At 59.8% G+C, this 21,213-nt stretch carries 16 protein-coding genes; 3 read left to right on the forward strand and 13 right to left on the reverse strand.

Annotation, left to right across the window (positions count from 1 at the left end; translation table 11 throughout):
* Positions 1–18: 18 nt before the first annotated feature.
* Entirely contained in the window at positions 19–1,146 is a 1,128-nt protein-coding gene (locus tag ACR9ZQ_RS32630) for a BMP family ABC transporter substrate-binding protein (protein WP_310382053.1), read from the reverse strand.
* 306 nt (positions 1,147–1,452) lie between these two features.
* On the opposite strand from ACR9ZQ_RS32630, the gene ACR9ZQ_RS32635 reads away from it, so the two are divergent.
* Both ACR9ZQ_RS32635 and ACR9ZQ_RS32640 read left to right on the forward strand, forming a co-directional pair.
* The gene (locus tag ACR9ZQ_RS32635) at positions 1,453–2,160 is read left to right on the forward strand and encodes a GntR family transcriptional regulator (protein ID WP_481430960.1); all 708 of its coding nucleotides are present in this window, start codon (positions 1,453–1,455) and stop codon (positions 2,158–2,160) included.
* A gap of 174 nt (positions 2,161–2,334) precedes the next feature.
* On the forward strand, positions 2,335–2,709 hold the full coding sequence (locus ACR9ZQ_RS32640) for a DoxX family protein (protein ID WP_481429730.1): 375 nt from the start codon (positions 2,335–2,337) through the stop codon (positions 2,707–2,709).
* Positions 2,710–3,094: 385 nt separating this feature from the next.
* Here ACR9ZQ_RS32640 and ACR9ZQ_RS32645 read toward each other — a convergent pair whose 3' ends face one another.
* From ACR9ZQ_RS32645 to ACR9ZQ_RS32680, 8 genes are all read right to left on the reverse strand, one after another.
* Positions 3,095–4,162, reverse strand: coding sequence for a porin (locus tag ACR9ZQ_RS32645; RefSeq protein ID WP_481429731.1), 1,068 nt, complete (start codon positions 4,160–4,162; stop codon positions 3,095–3,097).
* Between the two features lie 513 nt (positions 4,163–4,675).
* The gene (locus ACR9ZQ_RS32650; protein ID WP_481429732.1) at positions 4,676–6,352 is read right to left on the reverse strand and encodes an ABC transporter ATP-binding protein; all 1,677 of its coding nucleotides are present in this window, start codon (positions 6,350–6,352) and stop codon (positions 4,676–4,678) included.
* Positions 6,349–7,293: an acetamidase/formamidase family protein gene (locus ACR9ZQ_RS32655; protein ID WP_481429733.1), complete on the reverse strand. Its 945-nt coding sequence runs from the start codon at positions 7,291–7,293 to the stop codon at positions 6,349–6,351. Before ACR9ZQ_RS32655 ends, ACR9ZQ_RS32650 begins: the two co-directional genes overlap by 4 nt.
* Before the next feature lie 65 nt (positions 7,294–7,358).
* On the reverse strand, positions 7,359–8,978 hold the full coding sequence (locus tag ACR9ZQ_RS32660; RefSeq protein ID WP_481429734.1) for an ABC transporter substrate-binding protein: 1,620 nt from the start codon (positions 8,976–8,978) through the stop codon (positions 7,359–7,361).
* Between the two features lie 25 nt (positions 8,979–9,003).
* Positions 9,004–9,924, reverse strand: coding sequence for an ABC transporter permease (locus tag ACR9ZQ_RS32665; RefSeq protein ID WP_481429735.1), 921 nt, complete (start codon positions 9,922–9,924; stop codon positions 9,004–9,006).
* The gene (locus ACR9ZQ_RS32670; RefSeq protein ID WP_481429736.1) at positions 9,924–10,772 is read right to left on the reverse strand and encodes an ABC transporter permease; all 849 of its coding nucleotides are present in this window, start codon (positions 10,770–10,772) and stop codon (positions 9,924–9,926) included. Before ACR9ZQ_RS32670 ends, ACR9ZQ_RS32665 begins: the two co-directional genes overlap by 1 nt.
* The gene (locus ACR9ZQ_RS32675; RefSeq protein WP_310382061.1) at positions 10,773–11,354 is read right to left on the reverse strand and encodes an ANTAR domain-containing response regulator; all 582 of its coding nucleotides are present in this window, start codon (positions 11,352–11,354) and stop codon (positions 10,773–10,775) included.
* Positions 11,351–12,484, reverse strand: a complete 1,134-nt coding sequence (locus ACR9ZQ_RS32680; protein ID WP_310382062.1) for a transporter substrate-binding protein — start codon at positions 12,482–12,484, stop codon at positions 11,351–11,353. Before ACR9ZQ_RS32680 ends, ACR9ZQ_RS32675 begins: the two co-directional genes overlap by 4 nt.
* 326 nt (positions 12,485–12,810) lie before the next feature.
* Here ACR9ZQ_RS32680 and ACR9ZQ_RS32685 point away from each other — a divergent pair, with 326 nt between their 5' ends.
* A complete protein-coding gene (locus tag ACR9ZQ_RS32685) occupies positions 12,811–14,424 on the forward strand; it encodes a right-handed parallel beta-helix repeat-containing protein (protein WP_481429737.1) in 1,614 nt (537 codons plus the stop codon).
* Between the two features lie 178 nt (positions 14,425–14,602).
* On the opposite strand, the gene ACR9ZQ_RS32690 is transcribed toward ACR9ZQ_RS32685, so the two are convergent.
* From ACR9ZQ_RS32690 to ACR9ZQ_RS32705, 4 genes are all read right to left on the reverse strand, one after another.
* Positions 14,603–16,849 carry a glycoside hydrolase family 95 protein gene (locus tag ACR9ZQ_RS32690; RefSeq protein WP_481429738.1) on the reverse strand — a complete coding sequence of 749 codons (2,247 nt, stop codon included), beginning with the start codon at positions 16,847–16,849 and terminating at the stop codon, positions 14,603–14,605.
* Between the two features lie 2 nt (positions 16,850–16,851).
* Positions 16,852–17,949, reverse strand: coding sequence for an ABC transporter ATP-binding protein (locus ACR9ZQ_RS32695; RefSeq protein ID WP_481429739.1), 1,098 nt, complete (start codon positions 17,947–17,949; stop codon positions 16,852–16,854).
* A 37-nt stretch (positions 17,950–17,986) separates the two neighbouring features.
* Positions 17,987–19,021 (reverse strand): LacI family DNA-binding transcriptional regulator, encoded by a 1,035-nt coding sequence (locus ACR9ZQ_RS32700; protein WP_481429740.1) that lies wholly within the window; start codon positions 19,019–19,021, stop codon positions 17,987–17,989.
* A gap of 140 nt (positions 19,022–19,161) precedes the next feature.
* A complete protein-coding gene (locus ACR9ZQ_RS32705) occupies positions 19,162–21,213 on the reverse strand; it encodes an alpha-amylase family protein (RefSeq protein ID WP_481429741.1) in 2,052 nt (683 codons plus the stop codon).

Genomic DNA, 21,213 nt, shown 5'->3' on the forward strand with positions numbered 1-21,213 from the left:
CGCTTCTCCCTTTTCGGTTTACGCCGTGGACCCGACGACGCCCTCGACCAGATAATTCATGCTCTCGAGCTCGATCGCGTCTTCGGCGTAGCTCTTGTCGGCGGTCACGACGGAATTGCCCTTATTGTCCTTCAGTGGACCCTTGAAGACCGAGAAGCCGCCCTTCATCATCTCGGCGTGGGTGGCTTCGAAAGCCTTGCGGCCCGCCTCGGAAACACCGGGTCCGAGTGCGCTCATCTTGACGAAACCGTCTTTCAGGCCACCGCGGACGAAATTGCCGAGCTTTTCGCCGGCCTGTGCCTTCTTGACGAAATCGCTGTAGACATTGCCCCAGGCCCATTCCGCACCAGTGAGGTACTTTTCGGGAGCAAGCGGGCTCTGGTTGGCGTGATAACCGCAGACAAAGGCGCCGCGGCCGGCGGCCGTCTCGACGACGACCTTCGGGCTGTCGACATGGCAAGTGATAACGTCGGCGCCCTGATCTACCAGCGCATTGGTGGCTTCTGCTTCCTTGACGGCGAGTGACCACTCACCGGTGAAGATCACCTGGCAGGTGATGGTCGGATCGACCGTGCGCGCGCCGAGCAGGAAAGCGTTGATGTTCTGCAGAACCTGCGGGATCGGTTTGGCGGCAACAAAGCCGATCTTCTTGCTCTTCGTCGCATGGCCAGCGGCAATGCCGTTCAGGTACTGGCCTTGGAAGATATAGCCGAAATAGGAACCGGTATTGGCCGGGTTCTTTCCTTCCTGCCAGAGGCCGCCGCAATGGCGGAACTGGATATCGGGATATTTGGCGGCCATCGCCAGCATATGCGGGTCGAAATAGCCGAAGGAGGTCGGGAACAGCAGGGTCGCGCCATCGAGATTGATCATCGATTCCATCGTTTTCTGGACGTCGACGGTCTCCGGCACATTTTCTTCTTCGACGACAGTAATGCCCTGTAGCGCCTTGACGACTGCAGCGCCCTCGGCGTGCGACTGGTTATAGCCATAGTCATCCTTCGGGCCGACATAGATGAAGCCAACGGTCAGCGCCGTCTGCGCAAGTGCAGGCGAGGAGAGGAAGCCGGGAGCTGCGCCGACCAGGGCGGTAGCGGCAGAAGCCTGAAGGAAATGGCGGCGGTTCATGGAAAGGAGTTTGGTCATCAGAATGCTCCTCTTGCGGCAGTTTTGCCGGTTCAATCGATTACGGAAAAGTGTATGCAATGACCGTGCCAGATTTTATTCCATTGAATACATTGGAAATGTTCGGGGCCCCGCAAAACGCTGCAGAAAAGTGTATGCAATTTTTAGCAACGTAAGATTAAAAACTATGCAGAGACTATAAAATTAGCTAATTTCGGCGTCAGATGCTTTCATGTTCCGCATCTTAACGCATCGGCTATTGCTTTTCTTTATTAAAACAATGATTTGCTGCTGTATTTGACTTTGGGACGTCAGCAATGCATGTGTATGCATGCAAGTAACGGACAGAATCATTCCTTGAAGCAGGTCAGGCGCAGAGAGATCATCCGGGCAGGAACGACCGTCGAACAGATGGTGCGGGCAATTGCCGATATGATCGTGACCGGGCGGATTCTGCCGGGCGACAAGCTTGACGAGATCTCGCTTGCGGCCCGTTTCGAAGTGTCGCGCACGCCAGTGCGCGAGGCGCTTCGCGAACTCGGCGCAATGGGGCTCGTCGATCGGGAGCCAAACCGCAGCGCTGTCGTCACCAACGTGACCGAAACCTATCTGCATTCGATGTTCGAGGCGATGGCGGAGCTCGAAGGTGTCTGCGCGCGTCTAGCCGCCGAGCGGATGACGGTTGACGAGCGGCGCATGCTGGAAATCGAACATCGCGCTTCCGCTCGCCTCGTGCATCAGGGTGCGGAAGAGGACTATGCTGTTCACAATACAGAGTTCCACACCCGGCTCTATCGCGGTGCGCATAACGAGCATATCTATGAACTGGTAACCCAGAGTCGGGCCCGGCTCGCACCTTTCCGCAGGGCGCAGTTCCGGCTGCCGGGTCGGCTTGCGAAATCCTATGACGAGCACGACATGATCGTGACTGCGATCATGCGCGCAGATGGCGTAGCCGCTGCAAAAGCAGCTTATTCGCATGTAGAAATCGTCAGTGATGCCAGCGTCGTTTTTGCCTCGGCGAGAGAGAAATAGTTGCCACGGATGGCGCCGACTGCGTAGGCGACAATCATGAGCGTAACGTTTGGAACTGCAGACGTCACCGAACGCGGAGGACCAAATCTCCGATTGGGAGGTTGATGCCGAATGGACAACATCCAGACCACACCATAAGCCGGACTGAGACCGGCAATTGAAGAGGCAGTGATAATGTCGATCTGGATTGGGCGAATTCTGTCAGCGGCAGTTGTTGTTCTGCTTCTTGCCGATGCGGCCACCAACCTTTTTGCACCGGATTTCATAAGGGCGGAAATGGAAGCAACCGGTTTTCCTGTCAATCTCGCTCCAGCGCTCGGCGTTATCATTGCGATCTGCGCGATCCTTTATGCTGTTCCAAAAACAGCCTTCCTTGGTGCGATACTGGTGACCGGTTTTCTCGGCGGTGCTATCTGCACGCACTTCCGCCTGGGTGAGTTTTTTACGCCTCCCCAGATCGTCAGCCTTCTTCTCGGCGTTGCTGCCTGGGGTGGCCTGTATCTGCGCGACCCAAGACTGCGCCAGTTGATACCGCTGAATATGGTCTGAGCGCGTAGCGATCTCGCACCGGAGTACGAAAGCGGCGGCAATCGCTCTGTCCCTGGCCAGGACAGGCGCGCGATCTGCGACCAGAGCGACTGTTACGTTACCGGCTGCAATTCTCTCTCGAAGGAAACCGGCGGCTGGTTCTTCAGACCCTCAGCCGCCGACAAAGACCCCCGGCCGTCGGACAACCCAGTCCCGTCAAGTAAAAAGCTCGCCCTCGGATGAGGGCGAGCCAGAACCATCTACAGGAGTGGATTTCTGTATCGATGGGTGAGGCCGATCCAGCAGGGAACCGGACCGACCTCTTTCTTCTGAATTGGAGGTCACCAAACCAGAAGCCTGTGATGAAAAACCCCGAGATACGATCCCGGGGTCTTCAATGTTCAAATTAGAACGAGCGCTGCAGACGGAAGTAACCGGTCGTGGAGTCGTCGCCATCTTCCGGATCCAGGTACTGAACCGAAGCCTTGGCGTAGAAGTTGTCGACGATCTGGTAGTCAACCGTCAGACCGGCCTTCCAGGCATCGCCGGTACCGTCGAAGCTATCCGGAACGGTGTCGAATGGGTCGGCACCGCCGATGTAGTTGCCGTAGTACTGAACACCAGGGGTGATCTTCAGCTTGTCGGTAGCCTTGATGGCGTATTCGGCAGCAACTGCCCATTCAGCCGTCGAGTAGTAGGAGTTCGGGCCGCTGGAGTAGACAACAGCGAGGCCGAGTGTGCCCGGGCCGAGTTCAGCCGTACCCATGGCGCGGATAGCACCGTCTTCGTTGTCGAAGTCCCAGCCGCCGGTGATCTGGTAGCTGAAGGCACCAGCCGTGCCGCCGATGCCGAAGGCAACGCCGACATTGTTCGGGCCGTCGTTCGGAATTAGGTCGCCGGCGGCATCGAAGGTATCACCCTGGTAGATGCCGTCTTCCAGTTCATCGACGCTGATGCCGGCGTAGAAGGTGCCGGTTTCGTACTGATAACGGATCGAGTTATGCAGCGTTACGACAGAACCGATATCGTCCGTTTCGCCGGAGAGACCATCGTCCCACCAGGAGTAGAAGAGACCAGCGCGGAAGCCCGCGATGTCGAGGTAGGCGGAGTCGAGGATCGTGTCCTGGTTCGTCGCGTTGTCAGCATTGGCCTGGAGAACGATCACGCCGGTGAGCGGGCCGTATTCGGTGTCGCTCTTGGCCGTGAACTGAACCTGACCGCGGGTTACAGCATCCCAGTCAGAATCGTTGTCGCCGCCAACGTTTTCGCCGACGTTAACCTGGAAACGGATATAACCTTCGATCTTCAGGCAGGTTTCCGTGCCGGGGATGTAGAAGTAGCCGGTGCCGTAGGCGTCGCAGACGCGAACGTATTCAACCGGTTCCGGCTCGGCAGCGACGATTGCGTCTGCTGCGAATGCCGGTGCAGCGATGAGGGCAGCTGCAGAACCAAGCAACATCATACGAATGTTCATGGAAAGCCAATCTCCTAAGTTCGAGTGCGTTCCACGAAAGAACGTCCCCTCTGATAAAACCCGATCAATTCGGTAAGACCTAAAATAACCGAAAGGGGGACGGGCTCAACAATGAAAGCTCTCATTTTGTAGAGAATTCTAACTAAACCTTGATGTGTGTGACAGATGTACAACAGTCCTTGCGCGGGTATTAACGAGAGGTAAAATAGAAAGGCGAAATATTGCTATATTAGGACGACTTAGCCGGATTGGCCACGCGCAAAGGGGCGCGGGGAGTTGTCGATGAACGCTGAATTTATCTAAAATCCAGCAGCTGCGAGCCTGTATTTGCCCATCTGGACGGGCTGTCGAAAGAAAATGTGGCTGGCGAGTGGGATCTAGCTGGCAGGTGCGACCGACATTCGATCGTGCCGAAAGTCGATTTTAAGCGATGATTCGGCTGAGGCCGACAGCAAGCCTCGCGGAAGCTTACACGGCTCCAAAGGAGGCACGTATGCTTCCTGTCTTTAAATCTTAGACCTGCGCTCGCCGCGCTTCCGGATCGGGGATCGGAACGGCAGCCATCAGGGCCCTCGTGTAATCCTCTGCCGGATGTTCGAAGATCTGGCGGCGGGTGCCCGTTTCGACGATCCTGCCGCTGCGCATGACGGCGACCTTATGGGACATGCGTTCGACAACCGCCATGTCGTGCGAGATGAAGAGGTAGGAGAGCCCCATGCTTTCCTGTAGTTCCAGCATCAGGTCGAGCACGCGAGCGCGCACGGATACGTCGAGCGCCGCAACGCTCTCATCGGCAACGATCAGCTTCGGCTCGAGCGCCAGTGCACGCGCAATGCAGATGCGCTGGCGCTGGCCGCCGGAAAATTCGTGCGGATAACGCGTGGCGGCATCCGCCGTCAGGCCGACACGGCGCAGGAGTTCCGCGACCCTGTCCTGCCGCTCGGCCTTGTTCGCGATACCGTGGATGACCAGCGGCTCGGCAATCGCGGAGCCGACTGCCATGCGCGGGTCGAGCGAGGCATAGGGGTCCTGGAAGATCATCTGCGCCGTGCGGCGTATGGGCTGCATCTCGCGATGGCTGAGCCCGGCAATGTTACGGCCATCGATGATCACATCGCCGGTAAAGGGGATAAGGCCGAGCACCGCCTTGCCGGTGGTCGATTTTCCCGATCCGCTTTCGCCGACGAGGCCAAGCGTTTCGCCAGGCAGGATATCGAAGGAAACGTCGCTGACGGCCGCAGCGGGCGCCTTGCCCTTGAAGAGAAAGCTCGCAGCACCGCTATAGGTGACGTTGAGGCCGCGTACATTCAAGACCGGGGTGCGGTCGGGATGCAGGGTCTCGACTCTGCGCGATGTGATGCGCGGAGGAGCGTCGGTGCCGGCAAAAGCGCCAAGGCGCGGCACGGCCGAGAGCAATTGCTGCGTATAAGTCTGGCGCGGCGCACGGAAAATGCCGACTGCCGGACCTTCTTCGACGATGCCGCCATTCTGCATGATAATGACGCGATCGGCCATTTCGGCGACGACGCCCATGTCATGGGTGATGAGAATAATCGATGTGCCAAATTCCGACTTTAGCTCGCGCATCAGCTTGAGGATCTGCGCCTGCACCGTCACATCGAGTGCAGTAGTCGGCTCGTCGGCGATCAGCACCTTGGGACGGCAGGAGAGCGCCATCGCGATCATCACGCGCTGGCGCATGCCGCCAGAAAGTTCGTGCGGATATTGCTTCATACGTTTTGCCGGATCGGTGATCTGCACCGCGTCGAGCATCTGCAGTGCGATCGCTTCGGCATTCTCGCTGCCCTGATGCTCGCGGATCGCCTCCGTCAGCTGTGCGCCGATCGACATGACCGGGTTGAGCGAGGTCATCGGCTCCTGAAACACCATGGCGATATCGCCGCCGCGCACGCTTCGCATGGCCCGGTCGGAAAGTTTCAGCAGATCGCGTTCGCCGAGCATGACGCTGCCGGAGGCGACCTGGAGCGAGGCCTTCGGCAGCAAGCCCATGATTGACAGCGACGTCACTGATTTGCCTGAGCCGGATTCCCCGGCCAGGCAAAGCGTTTCGCCGCTCGCGAGATCAAAGCTGATATCTTTCAGAACCGGTTTGCGTCCGTCAGGCGTTCGCGCATCGACACTAAGATTGCGAACGCTAAGAATGGGCGCGGCAGGCATGGCTTCAATCACGCGAATACGATCCTCGGGAAGTAGAAGGAAACGACCCAGTTCGGCATATCGACGATTTCGCTGATGCGCAGATCGCCGCAGACCGAGCAGAGCAGATAGGCGTCGACGGCGCTCATGCCATGTTCCGCGGTCAGAAGATCGATCATGCGCATAACGCTTTCGCGTGCGCCGGTCATCAGGTCGGGGCCGATACCCGTCGTGACTTCATAGCCGGCGCCGTCGAGGTGGCGGTTGACGGGCTCGGTGGTGGTGAAGCGCGGCGTCTGCAAGCGCGCATCCTTGACGAGTTCGATCGTCGCCTCGACATTCATCTGGCTTTCGATCGCCGTGCCGCAGACTTCGCCGTCGCCTTGCGCCGCATGCGTGTCGCCGATGGAGAAGAGTGCGCCTTCGACCTCGATCGGCAGATAGAGAGTGACACCTGCGGTCAGGTCACGAATATCCATATTGCCGCCGACGCGGCGGGGCGGCACGACGGAATGCGTGCCCGGCTCGGCCGGGGCGACACCAATGGTGCCGGCAAAGGGTTTCAACGGCACGCGGCCGCCAGGGCCGTAGAGGGCCGGCGTCATGCTGTTAGCGTCATAGGACCAGACATGCAGCGCCGGATCCTTGAACTGGTCGGCCAGCAGGCCGAAACCCGGAATATTCGCCGTCCAGCCGGTGCCCGAGGGAATGAACTTGCGCAGCGTTACCTTCAGCGCATCGCCGGGCTTGGCGCCCTCGACGTAGATCGGGCCGGAAACCGGATTGATCTTGCCGAAATCCAGATTGTTCAGCGTATCGAGCGTCGCGTCGCTGCCGAGCTGGCCGCCGGAGGAATCCAGGCATTCGAAATGGATGGTCTCACCGGGCTTGGCGACGACAGCCGGTGCGAAATCCTTGTTCCAGCCGAAATTATGCTGAGCGCGGTGAATTGTGTGGGTGCAGGCAATGCACATAAGGTGTCTCCCTCGATTTTATGAGGCCTTCCCGGTCGGACCGGGAAGGCGTTATTTCCTAGGGCTTATTGCTTCACGTAGATCGCGTCGTAGTTGATGACGCGGGTGGGGTCGATGTAGATATTGTCGGCACCGCCCATGCGCAACGACTTAGCAACGACGCGACGCTCGTTGATGACGGGAACCCACGGCGCATCGGCCATGATGTCGGTGAAGACCTTGCCCCAGGCGGCGGTGCGTTCGGCAGACTTTGCCGGATCGGACATGGAGTCAGCGGCAACCGCACGCTTGTCGAGATCGGCATTGCAGTACCAAGACCAGTTCCAGCCGCCCTGAACTGCGCCGGCGCAACCGAGGATCGGACCATAGAAGTTAGACGGATCCGGGAAGTCGGCGATCCAGGCCATGCCGCCCGACCAAATCATCGGCGCTTCGCCTTCCGTGCCGCCGGCCGAAATGACGTTGGCCTGCGCGAGAGCTCGCACTTCGGCCTTCACGCCGATTGCAGCGAGATCCTGCTGGATCGCTTGGGCGATACGCGGCTGCGGATCGGTATTGGTCGAGTAGAGCATTGTTTCGAAGCCATCCGGGAAGCCCGCTTCGGCAAGTAGCGCCTTGGCCTTGGCAACATCATACGCATAACCAGTGAACGACTTGTCGTATCCCGGCATCAGCGGCGGGAGCGGCTGGTTGGCGGGTGTTGCGCGACCGTTCAGGATGCGCACGATGCGGTCCTTGTTGACGGCCATGTTGATCGCCTGGCGCACCTTGACGTTGTCGAACGGCTTCACCTTGGTGTTCAGCGTGATGTAGCCGGTGTGAAGCTGTTCGCCGTCGACGATCATCTTTGCGCCATCGGCAGAGTTCTTGATTTCGAGGAATTTCGCCGGCGGGATACCGTCGCCGGCGATATCGACCTCACCCTTCTGCAGGCGCAGCAGCGCAACCAGCGGCTCCTGGCCGACTTCGACCTTGAAGCTGTCGATATAGGGTACGCCCTTGACGAAATAATCCTTGTTGCGCTCGAAAACGAGCTGCTGGCCGATCGTCCAGTCCTTCAGGATGAAGGTGCCGGAACCGACGGGCTTTTTGCCGAAGTCGCCGCCTGCAACTTCGACGGCTTCCTTCGGCACGACCGAAGCGAAGTTGATGGCGAGTACGTGCAGGAAGGTCGCGTCGGGACGCGACAGATGGAAGATGACAGTGCTGTCGTCAGGCGTCTGGATGCCGGAGAGCGTCTCGGTCTTGCCGCCGGTCTCGTCCTCGAAGCCCTGGATGGCGCCGAAGAAACCGGCGCCCGGGCCCTGCGTCTTCGGATTGACGGCGCGCTCGATCGAATATTTCACGTCGGAAGCGACGACTTCGCGGCCGTTGGAGAACTTCACGCCATTGTGCAGCTTGAACGTATAGGTCAGGCCATCGGGCGATACCGTGAAGCTTTCGGCGAGCGACGGGATCGGGTTCGGTGTGCCCGGCGCATAGTCCATCAGGCGCGAATAAAGGCTCTTGATCATCGACCAGTTGACCCAGTCGTAACCGATGGCCGGGTCGAGCGTGGTGATGTCGTCCTTGTAGGTGACGACGATATCGCCGCCCTGCTTGGGTGTTTCCTGTGCCGTGGCTGCGAGGGGGGCGAGCGCCACCATCGTTGCCATGGTTGTGTGTCGAAGCCAGCGTTTGAACATTCGGGTTCCCCTTCTCTGGTTGCTGTCAACGTGTACGGATGCGTGGATCGATGAGCGGCGCCACCAGATCGGCGAGCAGGTTGCCGATGACGATGGCAAGCGCTGATGTCAGCGTGACGCCCATGATGATGGGTATGTCGACCTGCTGGATGGCCTGCCAGGCGAGCTGACCGATGCCTGGCCAGCCGTAGACCGCCTCGACGACCACCACGCCACCCATGAACTGACCGATATCGATACCGATCATGGCGATGATCGGCAGGATGGCGTTTGGTAGGGCGTGGCGGAAAATGATGCGGCGCGAAGACAGGCCCTTGGCGCGGGCCGTGCGTACATAGTCCTGATTGAGGACGTCGATCATGGCCGATCGCACCATGCGTGCATACCAGCCGGCGCCAAGGACACCGAGGGTGGAGGCCGGCAGCACGACATGGGCGAAGGTGCCGTAGCCGCTCATGGGTAGCCATCCGAGCGTTACGGCAAATACATAAAGAAGCAGCAGGGCTACGACGAATTGCGGCGCCGAAACCCCGACGAAGGAAGCCGTCATGACAAGCCGGTCGACGAAACCGCCGCGGCGCACGGCGGCGATCGTGCCGAGGGTCAGGCCGAGAGCAACTTCCACCAAGATGCCTGCCAGCATGAGCACGAGCGTCGCCGGCAGGCGGGCGGCGATCAGCGTCCAGACCTCGGTCTTCTGCGCATAGGAGCGGCCGAGATTGCCGTGCAGCAGGTTGCTCAGATAGGTGCTGAACTGGACGAGCAGCGGCTGGTCGAGGCCGAGTTCATGGCGGATATTGGCAACTGTCTGCGCCGTGGCGCTTCGTCCGGCGATCATGCGCGCCGGGTCGGCCGGCAGCGCATAGAGCAGCACGAAGGTAATGGCTGCAACGCCGAGAAGAATGAGGGCGGCCTGAACGAGCCGGCGAAGGATGAGGAAGACCATCAACCTCTCCCCCGCTGGGTCGGATCGAGAATGTCGCGCAGCGCATCCCCGACGAGATTGAAGGACAGTGCCGTCAGCAGGATGATCGCGCCGGGGAAGAAGACGAGCCAGGGCGCGGCCTGGAAGTAACTCTGGCTTTCGAAGATGATATTGCCCCAGGAGGGCTGCGGCGGCTGCACGCCGATGCCGAGGAAGGAGAGCGTCGCTTCGAGCAACACGGTCGTGGCGATGCCGAGCGTGCCCCATACGATCGCCGTCGGCACCAGATGCGGCAGGATATGCAGGAAAAGCACACGCATATGGCCGGCACCTAGCGAGCGCTCGGCCATGATGAAGTCGCGCTCCACCAGTCCGCGCGTCTCCGTATAGACGATGCGGGCGACCTGCACCCAGTTGACGAGCGCAATCACCATGGCGACGATCCAGAGGCTCGGCCGCAGCAAGGCGGCAAGGACGATTGCCAGCAGCAGCGCCGGGAAAGCCATCATCAGATCGGTGAAGCGCATCAGGACATTGCCGACGATGCCGCGCAGGTAGCCGGCGAGGATACCGATGAGGAGGCCGATCGCGACCGCAATGCCGTTGGCAACGAGGCCGATGACGAGCGAGGTGCGTGCACCGAAGAGCATGCGCGAAAAGAGATCGCGGCCGAGCGTATCGGTGCCGAGCAGATAGGGGCCGCCGGGCGGCAGCGGTGCGCCTTCAAGCGACAATCCGTCGAACATTTGCTCATTAGGGTTGAAGGGCGCGATCCAGGGAGCTGCCACGGCAAGGCCGATGACAATAAGCACGACAATAAGGCCGAAGAGGGCGGTCGGCTGCCGCAAAATGGCTTTCAATACACGCATTCAACCCGCCTCCGGCAGGGGTTCTATGCCGCCGATAATGAAGGCGGCGATCTGTTCCATCGGCAGGCGGCGGCGCATGGCGCAGTTGCGCAGGATCGAATAGGCGCGTTCTTCATCCACTCCATGCGCATTCATCAGCTTCTCGACGGCGGCATGGACGAGCGGTCGCAGGCGCACGCGCTCTTCGAGATATTGCAGGCGCTCAGTGACACCCTTGCGCTCCTGATGAATGGAGACGGCCATGACGAGGGCCGGATAGACGGCGGAGGCGGCAATCGGCTTGGCGATGATCGCACCGGCACCCTGGCCGAGCGCCCAGGCGATACGGCCCGGCGCTTCCGAGCCGAGCAGGGCGACGACCGGGCATGTCGGCGTTATCCCACTCCAGGGTAGGAGATCGTCAAAGCCCTGGTCGGCATCGACGATGACGAGATCGGGCACGCCTGCGGCCGAAAGCGGCGCCCATTGCAGGGTTGCCGACAGGCCGAGAAGGCGCAGCTGGCGGATCAGTCTTTCGGTATTGCCGTCCTCGCGGTGCAGGACGACAGCATGCCAGCCGGCGAAATTGGGTGTTTCCTTCATGATACCACCCGCAATTTCGGCAAAGCCGTCTTGTTGCGGCCGGTCAGATAGGGATCAGCAGCAAGCGGCGGACGCGAAGCGATCACATCAAAGCCGTTATGTGTATTGATACGACCGAGATGAAAGGGCAGGGCAGCGTGGTTGGTTTCGCGGTCGATATTGAGCGTGCCGAAAGGCGTCTCCCAGCTCTTGCTATATAATTCCCGGCGCACGCTTGCTGGCTCGTCGCCATCGGCAGCCACGATCGCATCAACGCAAAGACGCACAGCCGTATAGGCACTGGCAAAGACGCTGGAGATGCGGCGCGGCGCGCCGTAGTGAGCGAGGATCCGCTGTTTGAAGTCGCCATTTTCGGAGGTGGCAACACTATCGAAATAGGAGGCTGCGCAGAGCTGGCCGATGGCCGCACCCGGCGCGATATCGTCAAGCTCGCATTCCATCAGGTCGCAGCTGACGACCGGGCAGTTCTCGGGCCGGAAGGCCGCGTCGCGATCGGCAAGCCGGCGGATCGCCTCATGGAAGGCGTAGCTTGAGGGGCCGATCAGATTGTTGAGGATGAAGCTCGGGCGACGCTGCTCGATATCGGCGACGATGCGCTCGACCGCGGTTTCCTCGAGCGGCAGGTAACGCTCGCCGAGAACCTCGCCGCCTGTATTGGTTGTCAACTCGCGGGCGAGCCGGTTCATCTCCCAGCCCCAGACATAGTTGGCGCCAACGAGATAGGGCCGGTTGCCGTAGCGGGGGATCAGATATTCGAAGAGCGGCAGCAGGTGCTGGTTCGGGCAGCCGCCGACATAGATGACGTTTTCGTTCGCCTCGAACCCTTCGTAGGGGCACATGTACCAGAGAAGCCCGTCATGCTTTTCAATGAGCGGGATGACTTCCTTGCGGGCGGCCGAGGTAATGGTGCCGACGATGTGGCGGCAGCCGGCGCGCAGCAGATGGCGCGCGCCTTCAAGATAGGCGGCAAGATCGGCCTGCGGATCGAAGAAAACGGGCTCGATGGGCCGGCCGCTTTCTGCGGCGAATTCGGCGATCGCAAATTCCGCGCCGTCGCGCGCGTCGCGCCCCATCGAGCCGTAAGGGCCGGTGGTGGAGTAAAGAATGCCGATTTTCAACGCATCATTCATCTGTAAGCCAAAAAAACCAAAAACCCCATGAGGGCGTCCCATCCGCGATGGGGCCATCATGGGGCGAAACTGCCCAGCGACTATCGAAGTCATGTAAGAATGCGGAGGCGCTCTCTGCCTAATCCGCAGGCTTGAATAAAATACAGGCAGTCCGGTTTTGTCAAGCGCGAGGCAGGCGAAATCCGGGACGTTGCGCCAAGATTACAGCAGAGGCGAAGGCCTGAAGATGAAGCTCTCGCCCCGTGCCGGGTCCCGTTTGGGAGTGTTGGCAAAAATATCAACTCCGGCGATAGTGTCGATGAGGTGTTTTGTTGGGGCGGCATTGAATGAAAGCGCAAATAAAGGTCAATGCCGAAGATATACATAGGAAACTCAACCGGCTGGGACCCGGTAGCGAGCTCTACCTGAAAAAGGGCCGTTATCCCGATCCGATAACGATAATAGGTAAACGAGGCTCCGAGGATTGCCCTATATACATCACCGGTCCGGGAGCGATCTTCGGCTCTGATATGGACTTCGACGCCTATCGGGAAACTGCGAACAAACTGGCCGCCGCTCACCAGAAAGGTGGTTCGTTTCCCGGCATCTATTTCATGGCCGACAATGCGGTTTTGACATTGCGGGATTGCCAATGGGTTATCATCGACGAACTGGTTTTCAGGAACTGCTGGCCGACAGCAATATACCTCGATAACTGCCAACACATTTTCATACGCCGCGTCGATTTCAGGGGAGGGTGCATTGCGATCGGTGCGGCCGGTCCCTACACGCGTCATCTGCTCATCGAAAAATGCAACTGGGTGCAGGATACGAAAAGCCACGGTGAAGACGACATCCTGTCGATCCGGGACAATGGTTATGTTCGTGCCGACTTATCCCTAGGAGATTGCAGGCTTTGGAGCGATATCCCCTGGAAGCAGGTGCACGGATCGGGCGACGAGGATGGTCCCGTTGACCCCGTTGGCGATGCACGAGCCTATGACGGTGACTTCTTTCGCGCTTGGACCATTGCCGGATATGTCATCATCCGCGACAACGTCATCATAGACGCATTCAATGGCGTCCATTTCTTCAATCAGGCATCGGAGTCCACCAAGGAAGCCTTCGCTCGGAACGTTCTTATCGAAGATAACTGGTTCGTGCGGATAAAGGATAACGCCGTCGAACCTGAGAATTTCGCGTGGAACTGGACTATCCGCCGGAACCAATTCGTCGATTGCTACATGCCGTTTTCCTTCGAAATGCAGCGCTCCGGCTACTTCTATGTCTACGGCAATCTTGGCTGGAACGTTCACATTCCCGGACCCGAAGACGACAAGCATGCCAAGGGCGTGCTTTTCAAGTTTCCCGAGACGCATATTGCGGATGGACCGCATTACGTCTTCAACAATACCTGGCTCCTTCGCGCGCCGATTGCCAAGAAGAAGAGATTTGCGAAGCTGGAGCATCGCAACAACCTTATTGGCTATGCGACTGACGCCGATAAGTTCAAGTGGGAGGCTTGTTCTCCCTTCGGATCAGGCTGGAGCTTCGACTCCTATCCCTTGACCGAGCTGGATGACCTCATCCGCTTTGAGGAGGGGTGCTTCACACGTTCCTGGGGATCTCTTGGCATCGTCTTTGACGGTGATGTGATCTCGCACCGGGATTTTCCCGATCGATTGCGGCAGGCGCATTATGATATCGGCAAAAATGCCAGGTACGCGGACGTCCAATTCCAGGATCAGACCATCGGTCTGCCTTCCGGATTGAAGATAACCAAGGCTCCGGCGGCAATAGCCTTCTCCATCGAGTTGCCGGATAAATCGCGCAGTCTGTTTGCGCCATCCAACTATTGCGTCGGCGCCTGGCAAGAAACCGGCCGGACCGATGCCTTTGATCCATCATTCGCAGTCATATGGCCTACACCAGCACGATATTCTGAGGGAGATCAGTCTTAGGAAGGGAAGAGCAAGGACAGCGGCAATACGAACGCTTGCGATCAAGCGTCTGCGGCCGTCAAAAGTTCAACGCGCACTGGCTGATATCGTGCGGGCAAATGATGCACTCGATCAAGCCGCTATCGTCTGATCGCCAATGTAGGCCGTTAAAAGCTGAGTTCGCATAGAGGCCCGACCTCTATGCGAAGAGATCGTCCTTGCTCGCCATGTAAGTCTGTCCAGCGGCAAGGGTGACGCTGAACCTGCCGTCCGCAAAACGGACGGCCGTGCGAATATCCCGTGCTGCCGAAATCGCAATCTTCACCGGCCTGCCATTCTCCCAATCAAGGTCGAGAAGCATGCCGCCGCGCACCCGCAAACCGCGCAATGAGCCGCGCGGCCACGCTTTGGGCAGGGCCGGGAGTAGGTGAATTTCGCCTGGGCGAGACTGCACCAGCATTTCCAGAATCCCGGCGGCCCCGCCGAAATTACCGTCTATCTGGAAGGGCGGATGGGCGTCGAACAGATTGGTATAGGTTCGCTCAGAGTCGATCAGCAGTTTGACCACATCGAGCGCGTGATCGCCGTCACGAAGCCGTGCCCAGAGATTGATGCGCCAGCCGATGCCCCAGCCCGTCGCGTCGTCACCGCGGATCTCCAGAGAGCGACGGGCAGCGGCGGCAAGCGCAGGCGTGTTGTCCATGTCGATCTGCCAGCTCGGATAGAGGCCATAGAGATGCGAGACATGCCGGTGGTGCATTTCCGGCGCTTGCAAGTCCCAGTCTTCAAGCCATTCCTGGAGCTGGCCCGCTGATCCGATCCTGTCGGGCGGAAGGCGCGGCAGGACGCGATCGATCTCCGAGACGAACTCATCCTCGCCGCCGATGGACGTGGCGACGGGGCGAAGCAGATTGAGGAAATCCCGGATAATCTGGCTGTCCATAGCGGGCCCGGCGCAGATCGAAGCGCCGTGCGGGTGGACATTCTCGGGTGAAAGCGATGGGTTTGTCACGAGATAGTTTGTGCCCGGAAGCGACACCAGCACATCGAAGACAAACTCTGCCGCAGCCTTGGCAACCGGGAAAAGCCGCCGGCGTAGACGATCGGCGTCGTCGAGGTAATCGCTGAGATCAAGCAATTGTGTCATGAGCCAGGCGCCACCGGTCGGCCAGAGGCCCCATTTGGCGCCGTCGATCGGCCCGGTCGCGCGCCAGAGATCGGTATTATGGTGCATAACCCAGCCGCGGGCGCGATAATGCACTTGTGCCGTCTCACGTCCGGCTTCAGCAAGCTCCTCCGCCATCTCGACCAGCGGCACGATACATTGGGGCAGATTGGCAGGGGCCGGCAGCCAGTAATTCATCTGCAGATTGATGTTGGCTGTATATTTGCTGCCCCAGGGCGGATCGACCTCCTCGTTCCAGATGCCCTGCAGGTTTGCAGGCTGCGTGCCTGGGCGGGACGAGGCGATCATCAGGTAGCGGCCGAATTGCACATAGAGTGCCGCAAGCCCGGGATCCTCTCCGTCGGCAAAGCCCGCAATCCGGCGATCGGTCGGCTGCGAGGCTGCCTGCGTCGTGCCGAGATCGATCGCGAAAGTGCGGAACAGCCTTTGATGCTCGGTGATATGGTCACGGCGCATGGCCTCGATGCTGCGGCCGCCGGCTTTCGAAAGGCGCCCAGTGATAGTGCCATCCGGATCGCCGGAAACATCGTCAAAACGCCGGAAACTTGTGGAGGCATCGAGCAGAATCACAAGCTCGTCGGCACTATCTACGGAGATGACGCCGTCGGAGGAGATCAAGCTCCCTCCTGTATTGATCACCCGAATGCCGAAGGCAAAGCGAAGGGCGGCGGCAATGCCCCATTCCGCCTTGCCGGTGCCGGAGAAAGTCAGTCTTGCAGCGTCCTGGTCGACGAGTTGCCCCTGCTGCGGGCTGTCGAGCGATATCCGGCATCTGATGGCTCCGGGCCGATCCGCTGAAAGGCGCAGGACAAGCACGCCATCCACCGCGGAAACGAATGCCTCGCGAAAGAAGGTGATGCCGTTGGCAACATAGGAGGTCGTGGCGATCGCAGTGTCGAGATCGAGCGTGCGACGGTAGCTGCCGACAGTTTGCGAATGGAGGAAATCGATATGGAGATCGCCGATCGGCTGATAGGACATCTGCTTGATCGGCCGCGCCATCAGATGTTCTTCGGCCATTGCTTCGGCTTCCGCATAGTGCCCGGCGAAGATCAGTTCCCGTATTTTCTCCAAGTAGCCATAGGCATCGGGATTGACCGGCCGGTAAGGCCCGCCGGCCCAGAAGGTGGACTCGTTGATCTGCAGCCTCTCGGAAACAGGGTCGCCGAAGACCATGGCGCCGAGCCGACCATTGCCGAGCGGCAGCGCATCCGTCCAGAGCCGGGCAGGGGCATCGTACCAGAGAAGGTTGTCCGCCATCGTCATTCTGCCGGGATGCTGTTTGCCGGCCTGATGTCGCGGATCCGCAGGCCGTCAACGCTGAAGAGCAGCGCCTTTCTCGCAGAAAAGCCGGCGCTGACCGTTTCGCCCGGGCGCAGGGTTCTTTCCGAGCGATCCTCGATGATCACAGATTGGCCCGAAGCGAGAGTTCCGTAGATGAAGCGCGTTCCGCCAAGGTTTTCCACCACGTCGACCTTGACGTCGATCGCGCCGCCGCCTTCGTCCTGTCCGGTGAAATGTTCCGGGCGGATGCCGACCTTGACTGGCATTTCCTTGCTCAGGCCGACGATGCCGGCTCTAAAAACCGTGCCGCAATCGAGCTTGATCACCCCATCCGCGCCCAGCTTGCCGTCGAGGAAATTCATCCGCGGCGAGCCGATGAAGCCGGCGACGAAGAAATTGTCGGGATCGGCGTAGAGCGTGTCCGGCGTGCCGGCCTGCTCTATCTTGCCGGCGCGCATGACGACGATCTTATCGGCAAGTGTCATCGCTTCCGTCTGGTCATGCGTGACATAGATCATCGTCGCGCCGATGCGCCGGTGCAGTTTCGCGATCTCGACGCGCATGGAGACGCGGAGTTCCGCATCGAGGTTCGACAAGGGTTCGTCGAACAGGAAGACGGCCGGGTTGCGCACGATCGCCCGGCCGATCGCGACGCGCTGACGCTGGCCTCCGGAGAGCTGTGCAGGTTTGCGCTTGAGCAGCGGCTCGATCTGCAAGGTTGCAGCGGCGGCGGCAACGCTCCTGTCGATATCGGCCTTGCCCATGCCGGCCATGCGCAGCGAGAAACCGATATTCTGCTCCACCGTCATATGCGGATAAAGCGCGTAGTTCTGGAAGACCATGGCGACACCGCGTTCGATCGGATCGGCCTCGTTCATGCGCCGCCCGTCGATCGTGAGGTCCCCGGCGGTGATCTTCTCAAGGCCGGCGATCATACGCAGCAGCGTCGATTTTCCGCAGCCGGAGGGACCGACGAAAACCGTGAAGGAACCATCCTCGACACTCAGGTTCAGGCCTTCGATCGCCTGAAAGCTGCCATAGGACTTGTCGATATCGTGCAATTCTACGCTGGCCAAAGCTTCCTCCCTTTAACCGCTTGGCGGGCAGAACGCGTCAGGTGATCCGTCGCGTCGAGCCTCGCAGGATGATGTCGCATTCAAGGACAACGCTGCGTGTCGCCCCTCCTGATGGTTCCGTCAGCCGTTCCACGAGAATGTCGGTGATGGTTTCGGCAATGTTTGCGACCGGCTGGGCGACGGCAGTGATGCCGGCTTCATAAAGCCGGAAGATCGCCACGTCGTCGAAGCTGGCGAGCGAAATATCCTCGGGCACATGGCGGCCGTTCTCCTTCAGCCAGCTCAGCCCTCCGACTGCCATGCCGTAGTTGGCGGAAAAGATTGCGGTCGGCGGATTTTCGAGCGACATCAATCGCTTGGTCGCCTCATAACCGCCATCCATGCGCCAGTTTCCACGCGCCGCGAGCGTCGGCTCGATTGTGATGCCCCGGTCGCGCAGCGCTTGCTCATAGCCCGCCAGCCGCTCGATACCCGAAGAATTGCGTGGATCGCCTGTCAAAATGCCGATGCGGCGGTGACCGAGATCGATGAGGTGGCTGACGATGCGATAGCTTGCGCGGTGGTTCTCCACCATGACCCGGTCGGCCGCCAGCCCGCGGACGTCGTTGTTGTAGAAGATGATCGGAATATCGTGATGGATCAGGTCGTCGACGCGGTCATAGACCTCCGCTGTGCCATCCATGACCAGCGCATCGACACGCTGCGCGGCGAAGAAATCTAGGGCTTCGGCGACGACGCGCGGATCGCCGCCATGGCAATAGGTTAGGAGCGCCCGGCCGGTTCGGCGCACCGAATGGGCAAGATGCTCCAGCATGCGCGCGTGGAATTCGTCGAAGGTCGGCACCAGGAAGCCGATCATATGCGTCAGATCGGTGCGGATCGAAGCGGCGGCGGCATTGCGCCGATAGCCGAGATCCTGGATCGCCTGCTCGATTTGCTCGCGGTTGGACCGGCGGATCGTCTGGCCGTTGAGATAGCGGGACACGGTGCCGACTGCGACGTTTGCCACCCTGGCAACGTCGATGATCGTGGCTCCGCGCCTCCTTGCGGCCGTCTGGTCCGTCTGTCGCATTTCGAGCGGGCTCCTGCACTCATTCATGGGAAATGGCGCCTGGTCAGGCGCCTTTCCGTCGTATAGCCCAGCGCCCCGCCGCCCACCAGTATTGCGGGCGGCAAGAGCAAAGTCCGACGGTCCCCTTACCTCAACCTGCATCAGGCGCCTTCGAACACTACTGCGCTGTGGATGTGCAGGCGTGGCACGGTAATGTTGATGGCGCCGTCGTCGCTGGCATTCCACGCGAGATCCTCGCCGGTCATCGCATCGAAGACACGCTTCGGTTTTGCCGGCAGGCGCACTGTGGCATTGACAGGGCCGATCGCCGGAATGTCCTCGATCATTTCCATCACCCGCGTCGAGCCGTCGTCGCCGCGCACGTCCTTGCCGCGGATCTGTGGCGGACCGTAGAGGAGATGCAGGATATGGCGATCGTGCTCGATCTGACGCGTCAATGTCGCCCGCCCGGAGGAGGGCAGGTCGGTGACCATCGCCGGATTGGGAACGAGCCGGTCGAGAAGGCCGCGAACGACATATTTGTAGAGCGGTTGACCCATCGCCCGGTAGAGTCGGAAGATGGGGTAGGCAATATAGGCCGCCCCCTTATGCTCGGTCACGGCAGCACCGACCATCTCGGCATTTGTGTCGTCCGGCGCATGCTGGTGCGAGCAGAAATGTTTGTACGAGCGATTGAAGTAGGATGGGAAAATACCCGCCAGGACAGTCGCACCGGCTGAGCGGACGGTTTCAGCGTCATCGTAGAAAACGAAAGCCGTTTCCGGCATGGAGGCGTCGAGGTCTTTGCCGGCCCTTACATAGCTCGGCTTGAAAGCGACGGGTGCTACACCTCTTTCAATGCCGAAGTCGATCGCGAATTTACCGCTCTCATCGAGCCCCGAATGCCAGGAAGCGATGATTTTGCCACCGCCGGCCAAATAGGATTTCAGACGTGCGGCGAGTGGCGCATCGACGGGGATCTCGTCCGGCAGGATCAGCAGGCGGTATTGTTCGAAGCGGCCGGATATATCGAGGACATCGAAGGGGCGTTTCAGCTCCTGCAGCACCTGGGCCGCACCATCATCGCTTGGATGGTTGCGTGCCCCCTTGGGGTTCATATGTTCGGCAGAGAGGATGGCGATCTCGGAGATCTGCTTTGCGCCTTCCAGGAAGGGTTCGAGCTTCTCGACGCGATGATAGGCCGGTGCGATCGACGCATAAGTGTCGGGGTTGATAGCTCCGTTCGGATGAAGCTGGTCGCCGACCAGGCATTTGGAGCCGAGCGCGATCATCTGGGCGCATTCATATTCCAGTGCGTCCGGATGTTTGAAGCCGCCAAATTCGCCCCAGGATGTGTGGAACTTGCCGGTATGGGCGAGAAAGTCCATGCCGAGTGTGGCGGCATAACGTGCGCTCGACGGGAAGTGGTCATAGCCCCAGCCACCAGTCGGCAGGCTTTCGAGCTCGAGATGCGAATAGGTCGAAAAGCGTTCTGGCCCCTGCTTATGGATATGGCCGCAATTGTAGAAAACGCGCAGGCCCGGAAACTCTGCGAACAATGCCTCGCTGGTCTCGCGACGGAACTGCTCGTTGACCGCCTCGTCATTCTTCAGGCGATCGGCCGGATCTTCCGGGTCAAGGCCCTCGCATTGCATGCGCTCGATACAATCAGGGCAGACGCAATCCGGTGTCAGGATGATATCGAAGAAAAGCCCCTGTGTCGGATAGTTCTGGGCGACTTCGCGCGCCTGTTCGAGGATGTAGTGCCGCAGGCCCGCATGATTGAGGCAAAGTGTATGCCAGGCAGGGCTCAGTTGCTTGCCGGCTGAAGGGTCTGCCGGCCGGTCGTGATGATAGCGGTTCGAGGCGCTCATGGCCCGCCATTCGGGATGTTCGCGCGCCGTCAGCTCGTCCCACTGCACGGAAATATAGATCGGGCTTTCGATATCGGCGGCGGCCAGCGCCTTCACCATATCGCCGAGCAGATCCGGGCGGGCAAGCTTCGGATGCGGCTTGCCGACCTTGGTAGGGTAATAGGACCAGCCATGATGGCACTTGGCGAAGATGGTGATGGAATCGACATGTGCTGCCTTCAGCGTCGAGACGAAGGCATCCGGATCGAAATCGGCGCCGATGCCGGGAATATGTTCCGACGTATGGAAATCGAGATGGATCTGGCGGTAGCGCAGCGGCTTGTTCGTAGTTTTGGGCAT

The organism is Rhizobium sp. KNZ14-9A (assembly GCF_056755015.1).